Annotated in this window: 16 protein-coding genes, 1 tRNA gene and 1 pseudogene; 17 read left to right on the forward strand and 1 reads right to left on the reverse strand. The window is 61.6% G+C overall.

The features are described 5' to 3' along the window. Positions 1–65: 65 nt before the first annotated feature. The 14 genes and pseudogenes from FGD77_RS12270 to FGD77_RS12335 all read left to right on the forward strand — a co-directional run bounded on the left by FGD77_RS12270 (position 66) and on the right by FGD77_RS12335 (position 17,907). A tRNA-Trp gene (locus tag FGD77_RS12270) sits at positions 66–141 on the forward strand. Between the two features lie 764 nt (positions 142–905). Then, positions 906–1,199, forward strand: a complete 294-nt coding sequence (locus FGD77_RS12275; RefSeq protein WP_255009996.1) for a hypothetical protein — start codon at positions 906–908, stop codon at positions 1,197–1,199. Between the two features lie 93 nt (positions 1,200–1,292). Next, positions 1,293–1,427: pseudogene (locus FGD77_RS12280) on the forward strand (glutathione S-transferase family protein); the annotation flags it as partial. Between the two features lie 273 nt (positions 1,428–1,700). Next, positions 1,701–1,898: a preprotein translocase subunit SecE gene (secE, locus tag FGD77_RS12285; RefSeq protein ID WP_255009999.1), complete on the forward strand. Its 198-nt coding sequence runs from the start codon at positions 1,701–1,703 to the stop codon at positions 1,896–1,898. Positions 1,899–2,122: 224 nt separating this feature from the next. After that, positions 2,123–2,653: a transcription termination/antitermination protein NusG gene (gene nusG / locus FGD77_RS12290; RefSeq protein WP_255010001.1), complete on the forward strand. Its 531-nt coding sequence runs from the start codon at positions 2,123–2,125 to the stop codon at positions 2,651–2,653. 135 nt (positions 2,654–2,788) lie between these two features. Then, entirely contained in the window at positions 2,789–3,214 is a 426-nt protein-coding gene (rplK, locus tag FGD77_RS12295) for a 50S ribosomal protein L11 (RefSeq protein WP_255010004.1), read from the forward strand. A 1-nt stretch (position 3,215) separates the two neighbouring features. Beyond that, positions 3,216–3,914 (forward strand): 50S ribosomal protein L1, encoded by a 699-nt coding sequence (gene rplA, locus FGD77_RS12300; RefSeq protein WP_255010007.1) that lies wholly within the window; start codon positions 3,216–3,218, stop codon positions 3,912–3,914. A gap of 352 nt (positions 3,915–4,266) precedes the next feature. Beyond that, a complete protein-coding gene (gene rplJ, locus FGD77_RS12305) occupies positions 4,267–4,785 on the forward strand; it encodes a 50S ribosomal protein L10 (RefSeq protein WP_255010010.1) in 519 nt (172 codons plus the stop codon). 71 nt (positions 4,786–4,856) lie between these two features. Beyond that, on the forward strand, positions 4,857–5,234 hold the full coding sequence (gene rplL / locus FGD77_RS12310; protein WP_255010012.1) for a 50S ribosomal protein L7/L12: 378 nt from the start codon (positions 4,857–4,859) through the stop codon (positions 5,232–5,234). A gap of 312 nt (positions 5,235–5,546) precedes the next feature. Then, positions 5,547–9,683 (forward strand): DNA-directed RNA polymerase subunit beta, encoded by a 4,137-nt coding sequence (gene rpoB, locus FGD77_RS12315; protein ID WP_255010015.1) that lies wholly within the window; start codon positions 5,547–5,549, stop codon positions 9,681–9,683. 87 nt (positions 9,684–9,770) lie between these two features. Continuing rightward, positions 9,771–14,000, forward strand: a complete 4,230-nt coding sequence (gene rpoC / locus FGD77_RS12320; RefSeq protein ID WP_255010017.1) for a DNA-directed RNA polymerase subunit beta' — start codon at positions 9,771–9,773, stop codon at positions 13,998–14,000. 430 nt (positions 14,001–14,430) lie between these two features. Then, positions 14,431–15,951, forward strand: coding sequence for a biotin carboxylase (locus tag FGD77_RS12325; RefSeq protein WP_255010020.1), 1,521 nt, complete (start codon positions 14,431–14,433; stop codon positions 15,949–15,951). Between the two features lie 487 nt (positions 15,952–16,438). Continuing rightward, positions 16,439–17,524, forward strand: coding sequence for a C45 family autoproteolytic acyltransferase/hydolase (locus FGD77_RS12330; protein WP_255010023.1), 1,086 nt, complete (start codon positions 16,439–16,441; stop codon positions 17,522–17,524). Positions 17,525–17,682: 158 nt separating this feature from the next. Then, positions 17,683–17,907 (forward strand): hypothetical protein, encoded by a 225-nt coding sequence (locus FGD77_RS12335; RefSeq protein WP_255010025.1) that lies wholly within the window; start codon positions 17,683–17,685, stop codon positions 17,905–17,907. Positions 17,908–18,011: 104 nt separating this feature from the next. On the opposite strand, the gene FGD77_RS12340 is transcribed toward FGD77_RS12335, so the two are convergent. After that, positions 18,012–18,656: a TetR/AcrR family transcriptional regulator gene (locus FGD77_RS12340; RefSeq protein ID WP_255010027.1), complete on the reverse strand. Its 645-nt coding sequence runs from the start codon at positions 18,654–18,656 to the stop codon at positions 18,012–18,014. A 128-nt stretch (positions 18,657–18,784) separates the two neighbouring features. On the opposite strand from FGD77_RS12340, the gene FGD77_RS12345 reads away from it, so the two are divergent. Genes FGD77_RS12345 through FGD77_RS12355 form a run of 3 tightly spaced genes read left to right on the forward strand, consistent with a single transcriptional unit; the run spans position 18,785 to position 23,539 of the window. Then, complete coding sequence (locus FGD77_RS12345) at positions 18,785–20,830, forward strand: NADH:flavin oxidoreductase (RefSeq protein ID WP_255010029.1); 2,046 nt, start codon at positions 18,785–18,787, stop codon at positions 20,828–20,830. 1 nt (position 20,831) lies between these two features. Continuing rightward, on the forward strand, positions 20,832–21,563 hold the full coding sequence (locus FGD77_RS12350; RefSeq protein ID WP_255010033.1) for an NAD(P)-binding domain-containing protein: 732 nt from the start codon (positions 20,832–20,834) through the stop codon (positions 21,561–21,563). Beyond that, positions 21,560–23,539 carry an FAD-dependent oxidoreductase gene (locus FGD77_RS12355; RefSeq protein WP_255010035.1) on the forward strand — a complete coding sequence of 660 codons (1,980 nt, stop codon included), beginning with the start codon at positions 21,560–21,562 and terminating at the stop codon, positions 23,537–23,539. The genes FGD77_RS12350 and FGD77_RS12355 overlap by 4 nt, the downstream gene beginning before the upstream one ends. Positions 23,540–23,559: the final 20 nt, after the last annotated feature.

Consider the following 23,559-nt stretch of genomic DNA (forward strand, 5'->3'; position numbering starts at 1 on the left):
GCCCTTTTCCGTGCGATTGATGACTTGATTCCCGATAAAAGGTCGCGTAATCGGTCGCACACCGTAGGGGTATAGCTCAGCTGGTAGAGCGACGGTCTCCAAAACCGTAGGTCGAGGGTTCGAACCCTTCTGCCCCTGCCAAATCATCCTGATATCGTGCAATGACGGCGGATCGTAGGGCGGTCAGGTATGTGCCGGTGGCCGATAAACTCATTCGTCATGAATCGGTGATGGAATGCGGCGACGTCGGCCTCAATCATGACGTATTGCCAGATTCCGGTCGTCGGATGGCGCCTCCGCGTGGCCGGCTTGGGTCCCTTACGCACGAGCGCAAGGAAACGCTTCTTGGCTCGGGCCCTATGAACCGCTCGAAACTAAACGCCGGGAGACAATCCTCTGGTCCTGGCGCGCCCGTGGGCTTTGCCAGCCGATTGACCTCCTGCTTGAGGACGCAGATGTTCTGGTAGCCGGTCTGGCCGTCTCTCGCGCCGACCCGGAGATCGCCTGATCGGATGGCTGCGATAAGCGCGCCCACCGAGGTTCCGGAGCGTGTCTTTGCGTTCTGCAGTTTCTCCCAGCCGTCGTCCTCTTGGTCGATAGGTGATGTCGCTGCCCGAAGATTGACAACAAGTTCCAAGCCATCTGAAAGACAGCAGATTTTCTTCACGGTCAGGAGTCGCGTACGGGGAGGTGGGACCTGGTCTTGGACGGGCGCCTCACACTGGCGGTGTTGCGTTGCGGCGCTCCAAAGCAGTCATTCATCCATCTCGCAAAATTCCAAAGGCCCAGAGGTCGGTTATGCTGGGCATCGCTGCCATCTGATGTGGTGGCTCGGCTATGCGCTGAAGCACTCCGACGCCTGACCCGCCTTATCCCCGCCGCATCCCGTTCCAAGGAGGAGTACCATGACCAAGACAAGCGACCATTTGGACATGACCACCGCACCACTACGGATCGCAAGCGTGAGATTGCAGGTGCGCGACCTCAAAGTGGTGTCCGCCTTCTACCAGTCGGTTCTCGGACTTTCCGTGATTGCGGCCGATGATCGCCGCGTCACACTTGGTACCGGCGGGGCAGTGCTTCTTGAACTGGTGGGGGATTCTGCACTCGCTGCGCGTGATCGTCGCCAAGCAGGGTTGTTTCACACCGCGTTCCTGATGCCATCGCGCGGGACCTGCCCCGCTGGCTGGCACATGTGACGGCAGCAGACGTGACGCTTCAAGGTGCGTCCGACCACATCGTCAGCGATGCCATCTATCTGGCTGATCCGGAGGGCAATGGCATTGAGGTTCACGTCCGACGGCAGCGCGGGTCCGACCGAGGCAGGCGGATTCAAAGCCGAGGCCGGTCGCTATCATCTCTACCTCGCGCTGATTTGCCGCCGGGCGTCGCGCAGGCTGATCGGGCGCAAGCTCAAGAAGCTGGAGGTGTGTTTCCCTTGTCTCGCGGGTTGGTTGGCCTTGCGGTCGAGCGGTCTTTACATGCCCGATTTCAGGCCCGAGGTGCTGTTGCATGACGTGAATGGCGACCGCCCGATCCGTCCGACGGGATTGGGACCGAGGCCGGGCAGGCCTGATGCGCGCCCGCTAGCGGTCTGTCTGGGGCGCTTGACCACTTGAATTTACCGCGCCCTGCGGATATGTGCGCCGTCAACGGCTCTGCGCCGCGCAGGGTCACCCTTTCAGAAAAGAAGGCAGCGCATGGCACGCACCAATCCGCTTCAGTTCGTTCAGCAGGTCCGCTCGGAGGTGTCCAAGGTCGTCTGGCCGACCCGCCGCGAAGTGCTGCTGACCACCGTGATGGTGTTCATCATGGCCGCGCTGACGGCTGTTTTCTTTGCGCTGGTCGATCTGGGCATCCGCAGTGGTCTTCAGGCTGTTTTGAACATTTTCGGCTGATCTCCGTCACTTCGGGCGGCGTTTGTGATTGCTGCCCCTTGAACCCACGGGCGATGACGGGTAGTTGCTGCACAATTCTGCAATATGGCGCGCGGCGATTCGAGCCCCGCGCCGATTTTGTTTAGCGGACGTCCGGCAGGGCGCTGTGCCACGGTGGTGCGGCAGGCCGGGCAGGACAGGAAATTCCGGCCAGTGATGCCGGTTGAAACGGGGAATGGCTCAGCATGGCAAAGCGGTGGTACTCGGTGAGCGTTCTGTCGAATTTCGAGAAGAAGATCGCCGAGCAGATCAGAACCTCGGTCGTCGAGAATGGCCTCGAAGAAGATATCGACGAGGTGCTGGTTCCGACCGAAGAAGTGATCGAAGTGCGCCGCGGCAAGAAGGTGACGGCCGAGCGGCGGTTCATGCCCGGCTACGTTCTGGTGCGCATGGAGATGTCCGACAAGGGCTATCACATGATCAACTCGATCAACCGCGTCACAGGTTTCCTCGGCCCGCAGGGCCGCCCGATGCCGATGCGCGATTCCGAAGTTCAGGCAATCCTGGGCCGGGTGCAGGAGGGCGAGGACAGCCCGCGCACCCTGATCCACTTCGAGATCGGTGAAAAGGTCAAGGTCAACGATGGCCCGTTCGAAGGCTTCGACGGATCGGTCGAGAATGTCGACGAAGATAACCAGCGCCTCAAGGTGTCGGTGTCGATCTTTGGCCGGGAAACCCCGGTCGAACTGGAATTCACGCAGGTCTCCAAGCAATAGGGGCTGCGCGATGTGCCCGGATTCGTCCGGGCATCATGTGGAAGGCAAGGGAGCCGCGGCGCCCGAACCGGACCACGCAACTGAGTTGGCCGAGGGGCGCGCCCCAAGGCCTGTTGAAATGGAAGGAGAGGCCTCATGGCCAAGAAACTCGCCGGGAAGATGAAGCTGCAGGTGAAAGCCGGGCAAGCCAACCCCAGCCCGCCCGTCGGCCCCGCACTGGGCCAGCGCGGTCTGAACATCATGGAATTCTGCAAGGCGTTCAACGCCAAGACGCAGGATCTGGAGCCGGGCGCACCGTGCCCGACCGTGATCACCTATTACCAGGACAAGTCTTTTGAGATCGACATCAAGACGCCCCCGGCGGCTTACTATCTCAAGAAGGCGGCCAAGTTGAAATCGGGCGGCAAGACGCCGGGCCGCGATACAGTCGGCAGCGTGTCGGTTAAGCAGGTCCGCGAGATCGCCGAAGCCAAGTGGAAAGACCTGAACGCAAACGACGTCGAGTCCGCGATGAAGATCATCGTCGGCAGCGCACGCTCCATGGGCATCGAGGTGAAGTAAGATGGCAAAACTTGGAAAACGCGCACGCGCAGCCCGCGAAGCCTTTGCTGGCAAATCCAACCTTACGGTCGAAGACGCCGTCGCCTTGGTCAAGGGCAACGCCAAGTCGAAATTCGATGAAACCATCGAAATCGCCGTGAACCTTGGCGTCGATCCGCGCCACGCTGACCAGATGGTTCGTGGCGTTGTCGGTCTGCCCAACGGCACAGGCAAGACCGTTCGCGTCGCTGTCTTTGCTCGCGGTGCCAAGGCCGAAGAGGCCGAGGCGGCCGGTGCCGACATCGTTGGCGCCGAAGACCTGATGGAGATCGTCCAAGGCGGCAAGATCGACTTTGACCGCTGCATCGCCACGCCTGATATGATGCCTGTCGTGGGCCGTCTGGGCAAGGTCCTGGGCCCCCGCAACCTGATGCCGAACCCGAAGATCGGGACGGTGACGATGGATGTGGCCCAGGCTGTCAAGGACGCCAAGGGCGGCCAGGTCCAGTTCAAGGCCGAGAAGGCCGGCGTGGTTCATGCCGGTGTCGGCAAGGCATCCTTCGATCAAGAGAAGCTGGTCGAGAATGTCCGCGCCTTCATCAGCGCCGTTCAGAAGGCCAAGCCTGCCGGTGCCAAAGGGTCGTACATGAAGCGTATCTCGCTGACCTCGACCATGGGTCCGGGCGTGACTATCGACGTGGCCGACGCTGCGGTTGAATGATCGCAATAGCTGGCAAGTGACGAAAGAGCGGGCCTTGTGGTCCGCTCTTTCTGCTTTCGGGTGGTGAATTGGCGCGGACGTCACCTCAGGGGTTGGCAATGCTTCGGGAAACCTCTATGGGCTGCACTGTGCAGGTGGCATGGGATTCGCGTTCCATGTCTTTTGTACGTTTCGTCCAAGATGGTGGGTGGGCCTTTGCCCTTAATATCCTGCCTGAGGCGGGAGTGACTAGATCAGCCAGACCGTGCGTCTGGATGCGTCGACGATGCCCCGTTTACAGGACCAAATGCCGGACCTTACCGTCCGGCTGAACTGAGCCGGGGGAATTTCCCCCGAATATTGGAGTGAAACTGTGGATAGAGCCCAGAAAGAGAAAGTGGTCGAGGAACTCGGCCAGATCTTCGAAAGCTCTGGCGTCGTAGTGGTTGCCCATTACGCCGGACTGACAGTTGCGGAAATGCAGGATCTGAGGGCGCGCGCACGTGCGGCCGAGGCATCCGTGCGCGTTGCCAAGAACAAGCTCGCCAAGATCGCCCTGAACGGAAAACCCTGCGAATCCATCGCAGGCTACCTGACGGGCATGACCGTTCTGACCTATTCCGAAGACCCCGTGGCAGCTGCCAAGGTGTCCGAGGATTTCGCCAAGGGGAACCCCAAGTTCCAGATCCTTGGCGGGGCAATGGGTGAGAACGCTCTGGACCGTGCCGGCGTCGAAGCCGTGTCGAAGATGCCCTCGCGCGACGAGCTTATCGCTCAGATCGCAAGCTGCATCGGCGCACCTGCCTCGAACATTGCCGGCGCAATTGGCGCGCCTGCTTCGAACATCGCAAGCATCCTTTCGACTATCGAAGAGAAGGCCGAAGCGGCCTGACGCAACTGGAAATTCCGGCAAGGGCATTCGCCCTGTCGTTGGAACACATCTAAAACGGAAAGCATGAGAAAATGGCTGATCTGAAAAAACTGGCAGAAGAGATCGTTGGTCTGACGCTGCTCGAAGCACAAGAACTGAAAACCATCCTGAAGGACGAGTACGGCATCGAGCCCGCAGCAGGCGGCGCAGTGATGATGGCCGGTCCCGCAGGCGGCGCGGCCGAGGCTGCAGAAGAGCAGACCGAATTCGACGTCATCCTGAAGTCGGCAGGCGCCTCCAAGATCAACGTGATCAAGGAAGTCCGCGCAATCACCGGTCTGGGCCTGAAAGAAGCCAAGGATCTGGTCGAAGCGGGCGGCAAAGCCGTCAAGGAGCAGGTCTCCAAGGACGAAGCAGAAGACGTCAAAGCCAAGCTGGAAGCAGCTGGCGCCGAAGTCGAGCTCAAGTAATTGCAGGGGATTTGGCCCGGGCGGATGTCCGGGTTCTGACCCCGCCAGATGTGGCTGGATCCGGAGCTTCCGGGTCCAGCCGAACCTGTCTTGGACAGGCCCCCATGCGCCAGATGCGGCGCCGGTCACGTTACCGGCACTTGCCGTTGTCGTGCAGGGCAGGGGGCTTATCTCAGGCGAGGTTCGTGTGATCGGGAGGCCGTCTTTGGGACGATGGCCATGAATGGATCGCACCCCCGCTCTCTCTGATGGCCGTGCGGCTGGGGCCCGACAGCACGCGCGACCGTTGAGAAATGAAAGGTGACCAGACACATGGCTCAATCCTACCTTGGCCAGAAGCGTTTGCGTAAATACTTCGGTAAAATCCGCGAAGTTCTCGAGATGCCGAACCTCATCGAGGTTCAGAAATCCTCCTATGATCTGTTCCTGCGCTCCGGCGAGCTATCCGTTCCGACGGATGGCGAGGGGATCAAGGGCGTGTTCCAATCGGTGTTCCCGATCTCGGATTTCAACGAGACGAGCGTCATCGAGTTCGTGAACTACGACCTGGAAAAGCCGAAATACGACGTCGAGGAGTGCATGCAGCGCGACATGACCTACAGCGCCCCGCTGAAGGTGACGCTGCGTCTGATCGTGTTCGATATCGACGAAGATACCGGCGCCAAATCGGTCAAGGACATCAAGGAACAGGACGTGTTCATGGGCGACATGCCCCTGATGACGCCCAACGGCACCTTTGTGGTTAACGGCACCGAGCGGGTCATCGTCTCGCAGATGCACCGTTCGCCCGGCGTGTTCTTTGACCACGACAAGGGCAAGACGCACAGCTCGGGCAAGCTGTTGTTCGCCTGCCGCATCATTCCCTATCGCGGCTCGTGGTTAGATTTTGAATTCGACGCCAAGGATATCGTGTTCGCGCGGATCGACCGCCGCCGCAAACTGCCTGTGACCACCCTGCTCTATTCCATGGGGCTGGACCAGGAAGGCATCATGGATGCCTATTACGACACCATCCAGTTCAAGCTGGAAAAGGGCAAGGGCTGGGTCACCAAGTTCTTCCCCGAGCGTGTGCGCGGCACCCGTCCGACCTATGATCTGGTCGACGCAAAAACCGGCGAGATCCTGGCCGAGGCCGGCAAGAAGGTCACGCCCCGCGCGGTCAAGAAACTGATCGATGAAGGTAACGTCACCGACCTGCTGGTTCCGTTCGAGCACATCGTCGGCAAGTTCGCGGCCAAGGACATCATCAACGAAGAGACCGGCGCGATCTACATCGAGGCCGGCGGCGAGTTGACGCTGGAATACGACAAGGCGGGCGACATCACCGGCGGCACGCTTCAGGATCTGCTGGATGCGGGCATCACCGACATCCCGGTTCTGGACATCGACAACATCAATGTCGGTCCCTACATCCGCAACACGATGGCCGCAGACAAGAACATGAGCCGCGAAACCGCGCTGATGGACATCTACCGCGTCATGCGCCCGGGCGAGCCGCCCACCGAAGAGGCCGCATCGGCCCTGTTCAACACGCTGTTCTTCGATAGCGAGCGCTACGATCTGTCCGCCGTTGGCCGGGTCAAGATGAACATGCGTCTGGATCTGGATGCCGAAGACACCGTGCGCACGCTGCGCCGCGAAGACATCGTCGCCTGCATCAAGGCGTTGGTCGATCTGCGCGACGGCAAGGGCGATATCGACGATATCGACCACCTCGGCAACCGTCGCGTCCGCTCGGTCGGGGAACTGATGGAGAACCAGTACCGCGTCGGCCTTCTGCGTATGGAGCGCGCGATCAAAGAGCGTATGTCGTCGGTCGAGATCGACACCGTCATGCCGCAGGATCTGATCAACGCGAAACCTGCCGCAGCTGCCGTGCGCGAATTCTTCGGCTCCAGCCAGCTCTCGCAGTTCATGGACCAAACCAACCCGCTGTCCGAAGTGACGCACAAGCGCCGCCTGTCGGCGCTTGGGCCGGGCGGTCTGACACGCGAGCGTGCCGGTTTCGAGGTGCGCGACGTGCACCCCACCCACTATGGCCGGATGTGCCCGATCGAGACGCCCGAAGGGCCGAACATCGGTCTGATCAACTCGCTCGCCACTTTTGCGCGGGTGAACAAGTACGGCTTTATCGAAACGCCCTATCGCAAGGTGGTGGACAGTCAGGTCACGGATGATGTGCAATACATGTCCGCGACCGAGGAAGCGCGCCACACCATCGCTCAGGCTAACGCCAATCTGGACGAGGATGGCCGTTTCGTGAACGATCTGGTCAGCACCCGCCAGTCGGGCGACTATATGCTGGCCCCGAATGAGCAGGTCGATCTGATCGACGTGTCGCCCAAGCAGTTGGTTTCGGTCGCGGCATCGCTGATTCCGTTCCTTGAGAATGACGACGCCAACCGCGCCCTCATGGGGTCGAACATGATGCGTCAGGCCCTGCCGCTGATCAAGGCCGAGGCCCCTCTGGTCGGCACCGGCATCGAGGGCGTTGTTGCCCGCGATTCCGGGGCCGCGATCATGGCGAAACGTGCGGGTGTCATCGACCAGGTCGATGCCCAGCGTATTGTTGTGCGCGCAACCGAGGATATGGAACCGGGCGATCCCGGCGTCGACATCTACCGTCTGCGCAAGTTCCAGCGGTCGAACCAGAACAGCTGCATCAACCAGCGTCCGCTGGTCAAGGTGGGCGACACTGTCGGCAAGCATGAGGTCATCGCCGATGGCCCCGCGACCGACATGGGCGAACTGGCCGTTGGCCGGAACGTCATCGTCGCGTTCATGCCGTGGAATGGCTACAACTACGAAGACTCGATCCTGATCTCCGAGCGGATTTCGCGCGATGACGTCTTTACCTCGATCCATATCGAGGAATTCGAAGTCGCCGCGCGTGACACGAAACTCGGGCCCGAGGAAATCACCCGCGATATTCCCAACGTGGGCGAAGAGGCGCTGCGCAACCTCGACGAGGCCGGCATCGTCTATATCGGCGCCGACGTGGAGCCGGGCGATATCCTTGTGGGCAAGATCACCCCCAAGGGCGAAAGCCCGATGACGCCCGAGGAAAAACTGCTGCGCGCGATCTTTGGCGAAAAGGCCAGCGATGTGCGTGACACGTCCCTGCGCGTCAAGCCGGGTGATTTCGGCACGGTCGTCGAAGTGCGCGTCTTTAACCGCCACGGCGTGGAAAAGGACGAGCGCGCGCTGCAGATCGAACGTGACGAGATCGAGCGCCTTGCCCGTGACCGTGACGACGAACTGGCGATCTTGGATCGCAACATCTATTCCCGTCTGGGCACGATGATCTTGGGCAAAACGGCTGTCAAAGGCCCCAAGGGCGTCAAGTCGAACTCGGAGATCACCGAGGATCTGCTGAGCACGCTGACCAAGGGTCAGTGGTGGCAGCTGGCACTGAAGGAAGAGGCCGACGCGCAGATCATGGAGGCGCTGCACGCACAATACGAGGCGCAGAAGCGCGCCCTTGATGCGCGGTTCGAGGACAAGGTCGAGAAGGTGCGCCGCGGCGACGACCTGCCGCCCGGCGTCATGAAGATGGTCAAGGTGTTCATCGCGGTGAAGCGCAAGCTGCAACCGGGTGACAAGATGGCCGGCCGTCACGGCAACAAGGGTGTTATCTCCAAGGTGGTCCCGATGGAGGACATGCCGTTCCTTGCGGATGGCACGCCGGTCGATTTCTGCCTCAACCCGCTGGGTGTTCCCAGCCGGATGAACGTCGGTCAGATTCTGGAAACCCACATGGGTTGGGCCGCGCGCGGCTTTGGCATCAAGATCGACGATGCGCTTCAGGGCTATCGCCGCAACGGCGATCTGACCCCGGTGCGCGAGGCGATGCACCTGGCCTATGGCGACGATGTCTATGACGAGGGCATCAAGGACATGGACGAGGCGCAGCTGGTCGAGGCCGCAGGCAACGTGACGGGCGGTGTGCCCATCGCGACGCCTGTCTTTGACGGGGCGAAAGAGGCGGATGTGAACGACGCGCTCAGCCGGGCAGGGTTCGACACGTCCGGTCAGTCGATCCTGTTCGACGGCCGCACGGGCGAGCAGTTTGCCCGCCCCGTGACCGTGGGGATGAAGTACCTGCTCAAGCTGCACCACCTTGTCGACGACAAGATCCACGCACGCTCGACCGGGCCGTACAGCCTCGTCACGCAGCAGCCGCTGGGTGGTAAGGCGCAGTTCGGCGGACAGCGTTTTGGTGAGATGGAGGTTTGGGCGCTGGAAGCTTACGGCGCCGCCTACACCTTGCAGGAGATGCTGACGGTCAAGTCGGACGATGTTGCAGGCCGTACCAAGGTCTACGAGAGCATCGTCAAGGGCGAAGACAGCTTTGAGGCCGGCGTGCCGGAATCGTTCAACGTGCTGGTCAAGGAGGTCCGGGGTCTGGGCCTCAACATGGAACTCCTGGATTCGGAAGGGGAGGAATAGAAAATTCGCAGTAATTTTCTTGGCCCGGTTTTCGCGGAAAACCGGGCACCTTCCATTTCCGGACTACCCAAAATTCGAGGTAACTAAATGAACCAGGAACTGACAAACAACCCGTTCAATCCCGTGACGCCGACGCAGACCTTCGACGAAATCAGGGTCTCGCTGGCATCGCCCGAGCGTATCCTGTCGTGGTCCTACGGCGAGATCAAGAAGCCCGAGACGATCAACTACCGCACGTTCAAACCCGAGCGGGACGGTCTGTTCTGCGCGCGTATCTTTGGCCCGATCAAGGATTACGAATGCCTGTGCGGCAAATACAAGCGCATGAAATATCGCGGCGTCGTCTGCGAGAAATGCGGCGTCGAAGTCACGCTGCAAAAGGTCCGCCGCGAGCGGATGGGCCATATCGAGCTGGCCGCGCCCTGCGCGCATATCTGGTTCCTGAAATCGCTGCCGTCGCGCATCGGTCTGATGCTGGACATGACGCTGCGCGACCTTGAGCGGGTTCTCTATTTCGAGAACTACGTCGTGATCGAACCGGGTCTGACCGACCTCACCTACGGTCAGATGCTGACCGAAGAGGAATTCATGGACGCGCAGGATGCCTATGGCATCGACGCCTTCACCGCCAATATCGGCGCCGAGGCGATCCGCGACATGCTGGCCCAGATCGATCTGGACTCCGAAGCCGAAAACCTGCGCGCCGATCTGGCCGAGGCCACCGGCGAGCTGAAGCCCAAGAAGATCATCAAGCGCCTGAAGGTCGTCGAGTCGTTCCTGGAATCCGGCAACCGTCCCGAGTGGATGGTGATGACCGTTATTCCGGTCATCCCGCCAGAACTGCGCCCGCTGGTGCCGCTGGATGGGGGCCGTTTTGCTACGTCCGATCTGAACGATCTCTATCGCCGGGTCATCAACCGCAACAACCGTCTCAAGCGCCTGATCGAACTGCGCGCGCCCGATATCATCGTGCGCAATGAGAAGCGGATGTTGCAGGAATCCGTCGATGCGCTGTTCGATAACGGCCGCCGTGGCCGCGTCATCACTGGTGCCAACAAGCGTCCGCTGAAGTCGCTGTCGGACATGCTCAAGGGCAAGCAGGGCCGCTTCCGCCAGAACCTTCTGGGCAAACGGGTCGACTTCTCGGGCCGCTCTGTCATCGTGACGGGACCGGAACTGAAGCTGCACCAGTGCGGGTTGCCGAAGAAGATGGCGCTGGAGCTGTTCAAACCGTTCATCTACTCGCGGCTTGAGGCGAAGGGGCTGAGCTCGACCGTCAAGCAGGCGAAAAAGCTGGTCGAAAAGGAGCGTCCCGAGGTTTGGGACATCCTCGACGAGGTGATCCGCGAGCATCCGGTGATGCTGAACCGCGCGCCGACGCTGCACCGCCTGGGCATTCAGGCGTTCGAGCCGATCCTGATCGAAGGCAAGGCGATCCAGCTGCATCCGCTGGTCTGCTCGGCGTTCAACGCCGACTTTGACGGCGACCAGATGGCCGTTCACGTGCCGCTGAGCCTTGAGGCGCAGCTGGAGGCGCGGGTTCTGATGATGTCGACGAACAACGTTCTGTCGCCTGCCAACGGCGCGCCGATCATCGTTCCGTCGCAGGATATGATCCTGGGCCTTTACTATACCACGCTGGAGCGCGCGGGCATGAAGGGCGAGGGCATGATGTTTTCGTCGATCGACGAGGTGCAGCACGCGCTGGACAGCGGCGAGGTGCATCTGCACGCGCGCATCACCGCGCGCATCCCGCAGATCGATGCCGAGGGCAATCAGGTGTTCGAACGGGTCGAAACGACGCCCGGTCGTGTCCGTCTTGGCGCACTCCTGCCCAAGAACGCAAAGGCACCTTTCAGCCTGGTCAACCGTCTGCTGCGCAAGAAAGAAGTGCAGCAGGTCATCGACACCGTCTACCGCTATTGCGGTCAGAAGGAATCGGTCATCTTCTGCGACCAGATCATGACCATGGGCTTCCGCGAGGCGTTCAAGGCCGGGATTTCCTTTGGCAAGGACGACATGGTCGTTCCGGACAACAAGTGGGAGATCGTCGGCGAGACGCGCGATCAGGTCAAAGGCTTTGAGCAGCAATATATGGACGGCCTGATCACTCAGGGCGAGAAGTATAACAAGGTGGTCGATGCGTGGTCGAAATGTAACGATCAGGTCACTGAATCGATGATGAGCAACATCTCGTCGGGTAAAACGGATGAGAATGGTGCCGAGGCCGAGCCGAATTCGGTCTACATGATGGCCCACTCCGGTGCGCGTGGCTCGGTCACGCAGATGAAGCAGCTGGGCGGTATGCGCGGCCTGATGGCCAAGCCGAACGGCGACATCATCGAAACGCCGATCATCTCGAACTTCAAGGAAGGTCTGACCGTTCTTGAATACTTCAACTCGACCCACGGCGCCCGTAAGGGTTTGTCCGACACCGCCCTGAAAACGGCGAACTCGGGCTATCTGACCCGCCGTCTGGTGGACGTCGCTCAGGATTGCATCGTGCGCGAGCATGATTGCGGCACGGACCGCGCGATCACGACCGAGGCTGCGGTCAATGACGGCGAGGTCGTATCGTCCATCAGCGAGCGTTTGCTGGGCCGCGTCGCGGCCGAGGATATCCTGCGCCCCGGCACCGACGAAGTGCTGGTCAAGGAAGGCCAGCTGATCGACGAGCTGACCGCCGACGCGGTCGAGGAGGCAGCGGTGCAGACCGCGCGCATCCGTAGCCCGCTGACTTGTGAGGCCGAGGATGGCGTTTGCGCCATGTGCTACGGGCGTGACCTCGCGCGCGGCACGATGGTGAATCAGGGCGAGGCTGTCGGCATCATCGCCGCGCAGTCCATCGGCGAGCCGGGCACGCAGCTGACGATGCGGACATTCCACATCGGCGGCGTTGCGCAAGGTGGCCAGCAGTCCTTCCTCGAGGCAAGCCAGTCGGGCAAGATCGCCTTCGAGGGCGAACAAACGCTTGAGAATGCCTCGGGCGATACGCTGGTGATGGGCCGTAACATGAAGCTGCTCATCATGGGCGAAGGCGATGTCGAGCTGGCCAGCCACAAGGTGGGCTACGGCACCAAGCTGCACGTCAAGGCGGGCGACACAGTCGCGCGCGGCGACAAGCTGTTCGAATGGGACCCCTATACCCTGCCGATCATCGCCGAGAAGTCGGGTACGGCCAAATTCGTCGACCTCGTGACGGGCGTTGCCCTGCGCGATGAGACGGACGATGCCACCGGCATGACGCAGAAGATCGTGATGGACTGGCGCGCGGCCCCCAAGGGCAACGAGTTGAAGCCCGAGATCTTTATCGTCGGCGAAGATGGTGAGCCTATGCGCAATGACGCCGGCAACCCCGTCACCTATGCGATGTCTGTGGATGCGATCCTCAGCATCGATGAGGGTGACGCGGTCAAGATGGGCGACGTGGTTGCGCGCATCCCGCGCGAAGGTGCCAAGACCAAGGACATCACCGGCGGTCTGCCGCGTGTGGCCGAACTCTTTGAGGCGCGCCGCCCCAAGGATCACGCCATCATCGCGGAAATCGACGGCTATGTGCGCTACGGCAAGGACTACAAGAACAAGCGCCGTATCTCGATCGAGTCCGCCGAGGACCCCGATCACAAGGTCGAATACATGGTGCCCAAGGGCAAGCACATCCCGGTTGCGGAAGGTGATTTTGTCCAGAAGGGTGACTACATCATGGACGGCAACCCTGCGCCGCATGACATCCTTGCCATTATGGGTGTCGAGGCGCTGGCGGACTACATGATCGACGAAGTGCAGGACGTTTACCGCCTGCAGGGCGTGCGGATCAACGACAAGCACATCGAAGTGATCGTGCGCCAGATGCTCCAGAAATGGGAAATCCAGGACAGTGGCCAGACGACGCTGCTGAAGGGCGAGCATGTGGACAAGGCCGAGTTCGACGCCGTGAACGAAAAGGCACTGGCCAAGAACGTGCGCCCCGCACAGGGCGAGCCGATCCTGTTGGGCATCACCAAGGCGTCGCTGCAAACCCGCAGCTTCATCTCGGCGGCGTCCTTCCAAGAGACGACGCGCGTGCTGACCGAAGCCTCGGTTCAGGGCAAGCGGGACAAGCTGGTCGGTCTGAAGGAAAACGTCATCGTGGGCCGCCTTATCCCGGCGGGCACAGGTGGCGCGACCCAGGACATGCGCAAGATTGCAGCCACGCGTGACAACGTCGTGATCGAAGCGCGCCGGGAAGAGGCCGCCGCGGCCGCTGCCCTTGCCGCTCCGGTGGTCGAGGATGACGGCGAGACGTTGGTAAAGACGCCGGAAAACCACGACGAATAAGCGCATGTCTTATTGATGAAAGGGGCCTCGCAGCAATGCGGGGCCCTTTTTATATGCGCTTTGCAAACGCGGGCGAACCGCTGGCGCGTCGTGTCGGCATTTGCCGCCGATGAAATGGCCGTTAGCGGGGCAATGCGGACTTGGATCGGGCGCTGACATCATAGTCTATACTGTCAGCAACGATACTGTTAGAAACGCATTACAAGCGCGTCAATGGTATCGCAAAAACGCGATTTTGCGCAATAATTGCAAAGTGACGGGACATTTGAAAACAGCTAGTCTTAAAGTGATGTGGCGCTGGGCCCAAGATTCTGTTGCGGCAGCCAGACTGCGTGTTCGATCGAAGCTTGGCACTACAGGTTTCGCGCTTCAAGATCCGGACAGTGCATCGCCGCGCGACCGGACATCTACCAACGGGGGAAAGCCAAAAATGGCCAAGACTGACAAGAAGATAAAAGAGCCGAAAAAAGCGCCGAAAAAGAAACAGAAAACCGAGCAGCAGCAACCCGCGCCGACGCGGGAGAAATTAAGCGGTCTGACGGAAATATATCGCTATCTGAGGCGCAACAAGACGCCGATCTACGTCATCATGCCGACGCCATTCAATCTGATGGGCCTTGACCAATGGGTCGGCGGGCTGGAATTCGTCAATTATTTTGATGTCTTCGACGGCGAACATCCGCGCGTCTTCAAACCGACGCAGCTGGGTGCGCCGGTTTTTCAGTCAATGGAGGATGTCGGTAATTATCTGGTCGACCACCCCGAATTCCGCGATCGCGTGAAGCAGCGCGATCCCGGGCTGGCCGTATTTGTTATGTTCGATGAAAAGACCGAGGATCTGTGCCGCGAAATCGGCCTGAAGATCGCGCTGCCCTCGAATGAATTGCGCCACCGGTTGGACAGCAAGATCGAGACGACGCGCATCGGCAACGAGGCGGATGTTGCAAGCGCGCCCAATGTGATGGGCCGGGCGGATACCTATGCGCAACTGACCAAGCTGGCGACCAGCGCCAAACTGGGCAAGGATCTGGTCGTTCAGACGCCCTATGGCGATAGTGGGCGCACGACCTTCTTCATCAAGACCAAGAAGGATTGGGACAAATTCTCCAGCAAGATCGTCGGCGAAGAGCTGAAGGTCATGAAGCGCCTGAACCATCTGCCCGGCACGATCGAGGGCTGCGCCACGCGGCACGGTACGCTGGTCGGCCCGGTGATGACCGACATCACGGGGTTCGAGGAAATCACCCCCTACAAGGGCGGCTGGTGTGGCAATGACGTGTCCCCCGCGATCCTGCCCGATGGCGTGCCCGACAAGGTCCGCGAGATGGCCCGCAAGCTGGGCGATCAGCTGTATATCGAGGGCTACAAGGGCGTATTCTGCACCGATTTCCTGCTGGATACCGACACGAACGAGGTCTATCTGGGCGAAATCAACCCGCGCGTTTCGGGCGCCTCGCCGCCAACCAATCTGATCACGTCGACCTATGGCGGCTGCCCGATGTTCCTGTTCCACCTGCTGGAATTCATGGATGTCGACTATGAGATCGACGTCGAAGAGGTGCAAAGCCGCTGGAATCATTACGATTACTGGACTCAGCTGATCCTCAAGCAGACCGAGGACAAGGTCGAGTTGATCACGCAGGCTCCTAGGTCGGGGATCTGGAGCATGGAAGACAACGGAGAAATCTCATTCGTGCGCGCAGGTCACAACATCAACGCGCTCGGGGACGAGCACGAGGCGTTTTATCTGCGGGTCTATGGCGTCGGCGAATATTGTTATCACGGCGCCGATATGGGCTGCGTTCTGGCGCGTGGCCGGATGCAATCGGATGATCGCGAGCTTCTGGAGCGGGCCAAACAGTGGAACAGCGCGATCAAGGGCCAGTTCCAAAAGCGTGCCGCTGACTCCCAAGACCGAGGTCGTGTTACCGCCGGATATGACCTCCGGTAAATGGTTCTGAGTATTGAAGGAACGGGGAATCAGTCTGGTTCCCCGTTCGGCACATCGGTTGTGTCGATATCGCTCCTGAGCCGGAAGAAAGCGAATCCCTGACCGCGCAGTCAGACCTCCAGCTTGTCCAGGCTGCACCATTCGCGACGCATGCCTCGCGCGCTTTCGACGGACATCCAGACGCCGCCGACAAGGAAAAACACCGTCCACGTAAACGGATTGTGATCCTGATCCCCCCCCACTGAAACGTGCGCTGTAGGCGGACAATGCAGGGATATTGTGTTATCGGGTAGGTTGCGACCGTGCCGGGAATGTCGAGCTGGCGGATCGTGCCAGAGGGGGCGGCAGCATGGCAGGGATCATGACAACGTGATGGGCAATGTCAGTATCGTTACACCTTGCCTTATGGTGTTCACCGCCGGAATGCGGGTAAGAAGAACTTTGTGCAGGATGCACATATCTGACCCCAGATATAGACGGATATATCATGCGACTTAATTTCAACAGCCTTGCAGAAGATCAGCCTTCTGACGCGTTGGCACAGGTTTTCTCGCGCGGTTGGCCCGGCTGGTCGCGCTGGCTGCGCAAGCGGCGCACCGCCCGCCCGACCGATCTGCGCGATGCGCGCCTTGCGCTGCGGCGCCACATGCCGGAATTCGAGACGCTTTGGGACACGTGGGTCAACGTTTGCAACGCCGACGATGATGCGGCGCTGTTCCTCAGTTTCTGGTCGCCGCCGCGCTATCTGGTGAATTGTTCGCAGGCGGTTCTGGTCGACGGCGACGGCCCGTTCCTGATCCGCAACTATGATCTGGACCCGAAGTTGAACGAGGCCACGCTGCTCTCAACAGCTTGGCGCGGGCGCCGCGTGGCCGGAATGGTTGATGGAATCGTCGGCCTTGCCGATGGTGTGAACGATGCGGGCCTTGCAGCGTCGTTGACCTTTGGCGGACGCACGGCCTGCGCTGCGGGCTTTGGAATACCGCTGATCGTGCGCTACGTACTGGAGATGTGCGTGGATGTGAGCCAAGCGGTCGAGGCGCTGCGCGCCGTGCCGTCGCATATGTCCTATAACGTGACCGTCGTCGATGCGGCTGGCGACTGGGCGACCGTCTATCTGGCACCAGACCGCCCGCCTATCGTCACGCGCACGCCCTATGCCACGAACCACCAGATCGGCGTCGAATGGCCGCGCCATGGGCGGTTTTCCAACACCCAGGGACGCTCGGACCATCTTGAGGCGCTGCTCAAGGATCCGGCTATGACGCCGGGCAGGCTGACGGGCGAATTCCTGACCGCACCGCTGGCCAGCACCAGATATTCGCGCGGTTTCGGCACCGTCTACACGGCCGCCTATCGACCGCATACGGGGTCGATCGCGCTAAGCTGGATGGATGGCAGTCATGAGGCGTGGCATTTGGGATCGGTCGACCCGCGCGAACGTCTGGTCGAGTTTACCTCCACCGGGTCGCGCAGCCTTTCGGCCGGGCCGGGGCAGAGCTTGACGCGCAATGTGCAGTCTCACCCGTCAGCGGGTGAATTCGGGTGGCCGCCCGCGCCCTTCGCCGGATAGCCGGGCAAAAGACCGGGCCGGTGGCGCCCGATACACGCAGGAGGCAGCCTGTCCCGATTGTCGATTGCCGACATTCAGATGCATATCACGATGCCGGGCAACATCACGAAAATGCTCAAGCGTCTGTAGGTGCTTTTCCACATCTATCCGTATTCGACGTGCCGATCTGCTATGACATTTGGTGCCCCGAGGCGGCGCGCGGCCTAGCTTCGCCGACACCCGGTCATGGCCTGCTGGCGGGCGGCAACGGGTATTCGAAGGTGATCTATCCGGCGGGGCAGATCCTGCATCGCGGCAACGTTCAGGAAGAGATGATCCCCATCGAGGTGGATTTTGATCTGGTCCGCCGCCAGCGTCGTGAGGGGGCTTTGCGCTTGGGCTAACCGCTCAAAAGCTTTCGTGACAGTCGCATGAAATCCCCGGTCTACGGCCCGGAATTCGACCGCAGCTATCTGGACGGTCTCGGGCCACGTCAAACCGGGGCGCCCTAAGGCGTGATGTCTGCGGGCAAAGGTGCCGTATCGTGCCGGGCGATGAATCGGTCCAGCTCGGAGACTGTCGGCGTTTGGCCGGTAAACACCTCGACATAGCCGTGCATACGCGAAAAACGCAGGGCGCGGTCCTCGGTGACCTGCATCGAAAGATACCCGATCTGGGTGTAGATCAGCGTCAGCGTCCTGATTTCGGCCTCGCTCGCGGCATAGCCGAATCGCAGGAACATCGCCTGCACCGCCGCCTTGCGCCGCGTATCGGCATGGGCCAGCCGCGCCGCGAGGCCTGAATCGACGCGCGCCCAATTGCGGATCGCCAGATCCAGCCGCCCGTCGAACAGCGTATCGTCCAGCCAGCAATCGAACAGATTCAGCACCGCCTCGCAGATCGTTTCGGAATAGGCGTCGCAGCGGGCGATCAGATTGCCGGTGTTCTTATCCTCCCAATAGCGGACCATCGCCTCCAATAGGGCCTCGCGGTCCTTGAAGTGCCAGTAGAATCCACTGCGCGTGACGCCCAGTCGCTTGGCCAATGGCATGATCTTGACGGCCTCGACGCCGCCTTCGGTCAACGCGTCATAGGCGGCGTGCAGCCACGTTTCTTGCGTGCTGCCGGGGGAGGGGGCGGGGGTTTTGGTCATGACGGGACTATCAGCAAACTTGACAGGTGTGTCAACCAAGTAGACACTTGTGTCCAATCCGGCCGAGTCGCCGGGCATCACGCAGGGACGCACGCGCCGCCAGCGGCGCCTGATACCGGGGGACAGACATGACCAAAGATCCGCTTTTGCAGCCCTACCAGCTGAAGCATCTGACGCTGAAGAACCGCATCATGACCACCAGTCACGAACCGGCCTATCCCGAGGGCGGCATGCCCAAGGAACGCTACACCGCCTATCACGCCGAACGCGCCAAGGCCGGCGTGGCGCTGGCCATGACCGCCGGATCGGCCGCCGTCAGCCGCGACAGCCCGCCGGTTTTCAACAACGTGCTAGCCTACAAGGACGAGGTGGTGCCGTGGATACAGAAACTGTCCGATGGCTGCCACGAACATGGCTGCGCTGTGATGATTCAGCTGACGCATCTGGGCCGACGCACGAATTGGAACAAGGGCGACTGGCTGCCCTCGGTGTCGTCCACCATGCACCGCGAGCCGGCGCACCGCGCCTTTCCCAAGCTGCTTGAGGATTGGGATATCGAGCGCATCATCACTGATTTCGCGGACGCCGCCGAGCGGATGAAGGCGGGCGGCATGGATGGGATCGAAATACAGGCTTATGGTCATCTTCTGGATCAGCTCTGGTCGCCGCTGACCAACGATCTGACCGGGCCGTATGGCGCCGATACGCTGGAAAACCGCCTGCGCTTCCCGATGGACGTGCTGGGCGCGATCCGCAAACGGGTGGGCGAGGATTTCATCGTCGGTATCCGCTATACCGCTGACGAGGTGCAGACTGGCGGCATCGACGCGGCAGAGGGGATCGAGATATCGAAACGTCTGGCCGCGTCTGGGCTGGTGGACTTTCTCAATGTGATCCGGGGCCGCATCCATACCGATCCGGCCATGACCGACGTGATCCCGGTGCAGGGCATGGCCAGCGCGCCGCATCTCGATTTCGCGGGCGAAGTGCGCAAGGCGACCGGCATGCCGACCTTCCATGCCGCGCGCATCCCCGATGTGGCGACGGCGCGGCATGCCATCGCCGACGGCCTGCTGGACATGGTCGGCATGACCCGCGCGCACATGGCCGACCCGCATATCGTGCGCAAGATCATTGAGGGGCGCGAAGACGATATCCGCCCCTGTGTCGGCGCGACCTTCTGTCTAGATCGGATCTATCAGGCGGGCGATGCGTTGTGCATCCACAACGCCGCGACGGGGCGCGAACTGACGATGCCACATACTATCGCACCCGCCGAAACCCGCAAAAAGGTGGTGATCGTCGGCGCCGGTCCTGCCGGGCTTGAGGCCGCCCGCGTCGCCGCCGAGCGCGGCCATGGCGTGACCGTGTTCGAGGCCGCAGCCGACCCCGGCGGGCAAATCCGCCTGACTGCCCGCAGCGCCCGGCGCCGCGAGATGATCGGCATCATCGACTGGCGCATGGCGCAATGCGCGGCGCGCGATGTGACCTTCCATTTCAACACCTTCGCCGAGGCAGGCGACGTGACCGCGCTGAACCCCGATGTCGTCATCATCGCCACCGGCGGCCTGCCCAATACCGAACTGTTTGAGACGGGCCGGGAGGAGCCGCATGTCGTCACCGCGTGGGATATCATCTCGGGCGACGTGAAACCGGCTGAGAACATCCTGATCTATGACGAATCCGGCGACCACCCCGCCTTGCAGGCCGCCGAAATGGCCGTCGACGCGGGCGCAACGGTCGAGGTGATGACCCCCGACCGCACTTTCGCGCCCGACATCATGGCGATGAACCTTGTCCCCTACATGCGCAGCCTTCAGGGCAAGGGTGTGACCTTCACCGTCACGCGGCGTCTGCTGGGGGTCGCGCAGGATGGCAACAAGCTGACCGCGACGATCGGCACCGATTACAGTGATCTGACGGAGGAGGCGCAGTACGATCAGGTCGTCGTCAACTACGGCACGCTGCCGCTGGACGATCTCTATTTCGAGTTGCGCGATCAGTCGTCCAATGGCGGCGCGCTGGACCATGACGCGCTGATCGACGGGCGCAAGCAGGAGGTCACGCGCAACCCCGATGGCAAATTCCAGCTGTTCCGCATCGGCGATGCCGTCTCGGCGCGCAACACCCACGCGGCGATCTATGACGCGCTGCGCCTGCTCAAGGATATTTGACATGCGTATCGGAATCATCGGCACGGGCACCATCGCGTCGGCTGTGGTGCAGGGCATGGCAGGGGACGGGCACGACATCGCCGTGTCGCGCCGTAGCGCAGCACAATCCGAACGGCTTGCGGCGATGCATGCAAACGTCACAATTCACGACAATCAGGCAGTGCTGGACCGAAGTGACGTCATCTTTCTCGGGCTGATGGCCGGGGTGGCGGGCGATGTGCTGGGCAGCCTTGCCTTGCGCGCGGATCACAAGGTGATCTCGCTGATGGCGGATTGCGCATTGGGCAAGGTCGCACAGATGATCGCCCCGGCGCAGGCGGCGGCGATCATGATCCCCTTTCCTGGCATCGCACAGGGCGGATCGCCGATCATGGGCTATGGCGACACGGACCTGTTGCAGACACTCTTTGGCGGGCGAAACACCATATTTGCCTTGAAGTCCGAGGACGATCTGGCCGCCTACAGTTGCGCACAGGCCGTCCTGTCGCCTGCTGTGCGTATGGTCGCGGATGCCGCCGATTGGCTGGGTAGCCGCGCAGGGGATCGCGCGCAGGGCGAAGCGTTCCTGCGTGCGCTGGTCGGCTCCAGCCTGATCGGATCGGACTGCGCCACATTGCTCAGCGCGCTGGACACGCCCGGGGGTTATAACCAGCGGCTGCGCAACCATATGACAGGCAGCGGCATGAGCGAGACACTGGCCGAAGGGCTGGGCAGGTTGGAGCGCGGCGAATGAGCCACCCGCATATTTTCAACCCCATTCAGCTGCGCCACAAGACGTTGAAAAACCGCATCGTCTTTGGCGCCCATACGACCAACATGGCCGAAAACGGCCTGCCTGGCGCCCAGCACATCGCCTATTACGCCGAGCGCGCGATGGGCGGCGCCGCGATGATCGTGGTCGAACCGATGCCGGTCCACCCCGCTGCCGTGCTGACGCGCGGTAACTTTCGTGGCGGCACGGATGACGTCATCCCGCATTTTCGCAAGCTGACGGATGCCTGCCACGCCCATGGCACCGTGATGATCCAGCAGCTTTACCATATCGGCGCGCATGGCGACGGCGACAATTCATGGCACGCGCATTGGTCGCCCTCGGGCGGACCCAGCTATCACGACAGCGACGGCAGCCACGAGATGAGCGAGGCCGAGATCGAGGAAACCATCGACGGCTTCGTGCAGGCCGCGATCCGATGCCAGAAGGCAGGTTTCGACGGGGTCGAGGTGTGGGCGGCCTATCACGGCCTGCTCGATCAGTTCTGGACGCCGTTTTCCAACCAGCGCACCGACCAATGGGGCGGCAGCCTGGAAAACCGCACGCGCGCCTCGCGCGAGGTGCTGTACCGCATCCGCGCGGCCTGCGGCGATGAATTCATCATCGGCCTTGCCGTCAATGACGAGCCGGACGTCAAGGCAGCGCTGAGCCGCGAGGAGACCGCGCAGATCGTCGCGCTGCACGACGGCGAAGGGCTGATGGACTATGTCACCTGCGGCACCGGTGGCTATTTCGATTTTTACAAGCTGATGCCGACCTTCCTTTATGGCGAAAAGCTGGGCGTCGATCTGGCCAAGCTATTGAAAGGGCTGGTCAAAAATGCCCTCGTCACGGCCGAAAGCCACATCCGCACGCCGGAGAACGCCAACACCGTGCTGGGCGCGGGTGAGGCTGATCTGGTGTCCATCGTGCGCGGCCAGATCGCCGATCCGCATCTGGTGGCCAAGGCCGAGGCCGGGCGCGCAGATGACATTCGCGGCTGCATTTCGTGCAATCAGCAATGCTGGGGACGGCGCAGCCGCGACTATTACATCTCGTGCCTGATCAACCCTTCTGCCGGTCACGAATATCTCTGGGGTGGCGACCGTCTCACGCCCGCTGGCGCCCCTCAAACCGTGCTGGTCGTCGGCGGCGGCCCCGCCGGGCTGGAGGCTGCGCGCGCCGCCGCCGAGCGCGGCCATCGCGTGACGCTGGCCGAGGCGGGGCCGGAAGTGGGCGGCCAGTTCCGCCTCGCCGGCTTGCAGCCGCGCCGGGGGCAGATCACCGATCTGATCGGCTGGTATCAACGCCAGCTGGAGCAATTGGGTGCCCGTCTGCGCTACAACAGCCACATGGATGCCGGTGACATTGCTGCGTTCGGGGCAGATCATGTGATCCTCGCCACCGGATCGCTGCCCACGGAAACCGGGTTCCAACGCGCGCTGCCCCATGTCGCCGCCTTGCCCGGTCTTGCGCTGGGCCATGTCCACTCCGCCGAGGACGTGATGATGCGCGCCGCGCGCCTCGGCCCCCGCGTGATCGTGCTGGACGAGGGCGGTAACTGGCGCGGCTGCGGCACCGCGTGGCGGCTGGCCGAGGATGGCCATGACGTGACAATTGTCACCCCCGATGCGCTGGTCGGCAAGGAACTGCAACGCTCGGCCACCGATTGGCCGCTGCGGCGCGCACTCGCGCAGAGGGGCGCGCAGTTCATTACCGACAGCGCCATTGCCGAATGGACCGGGCAGGGCGCGCAAGTGCTGTCGCTGCTGACCGGCGAGACGCAGAGGATCGAGGCCGATGCGCTGGTACTGGCGACCACGAATGTTGCGGACACATCCCTGCGCGTTGATCTGGCGCACAGAGGCATCGCAGCGCAGGTGATCGGCGATGCGAACGCGCCGCGCAATGCCGCCTTTGCCATTTTCGAGGGGCGCAGGACCGCGCTGGCGCTGTAACGCCAGGGCGGCCCTGAAAA

This window comes from Roseovarius sp. M141, assembly GCF_024355225.1.
In the GTDB taxonomy this organism is placed as follows: domain Bacteria; phylum Pseudomonadota; class Alphaproteobacteria; order Rhodobacterales; family Rhodobacteraceae; genus Roseovarius.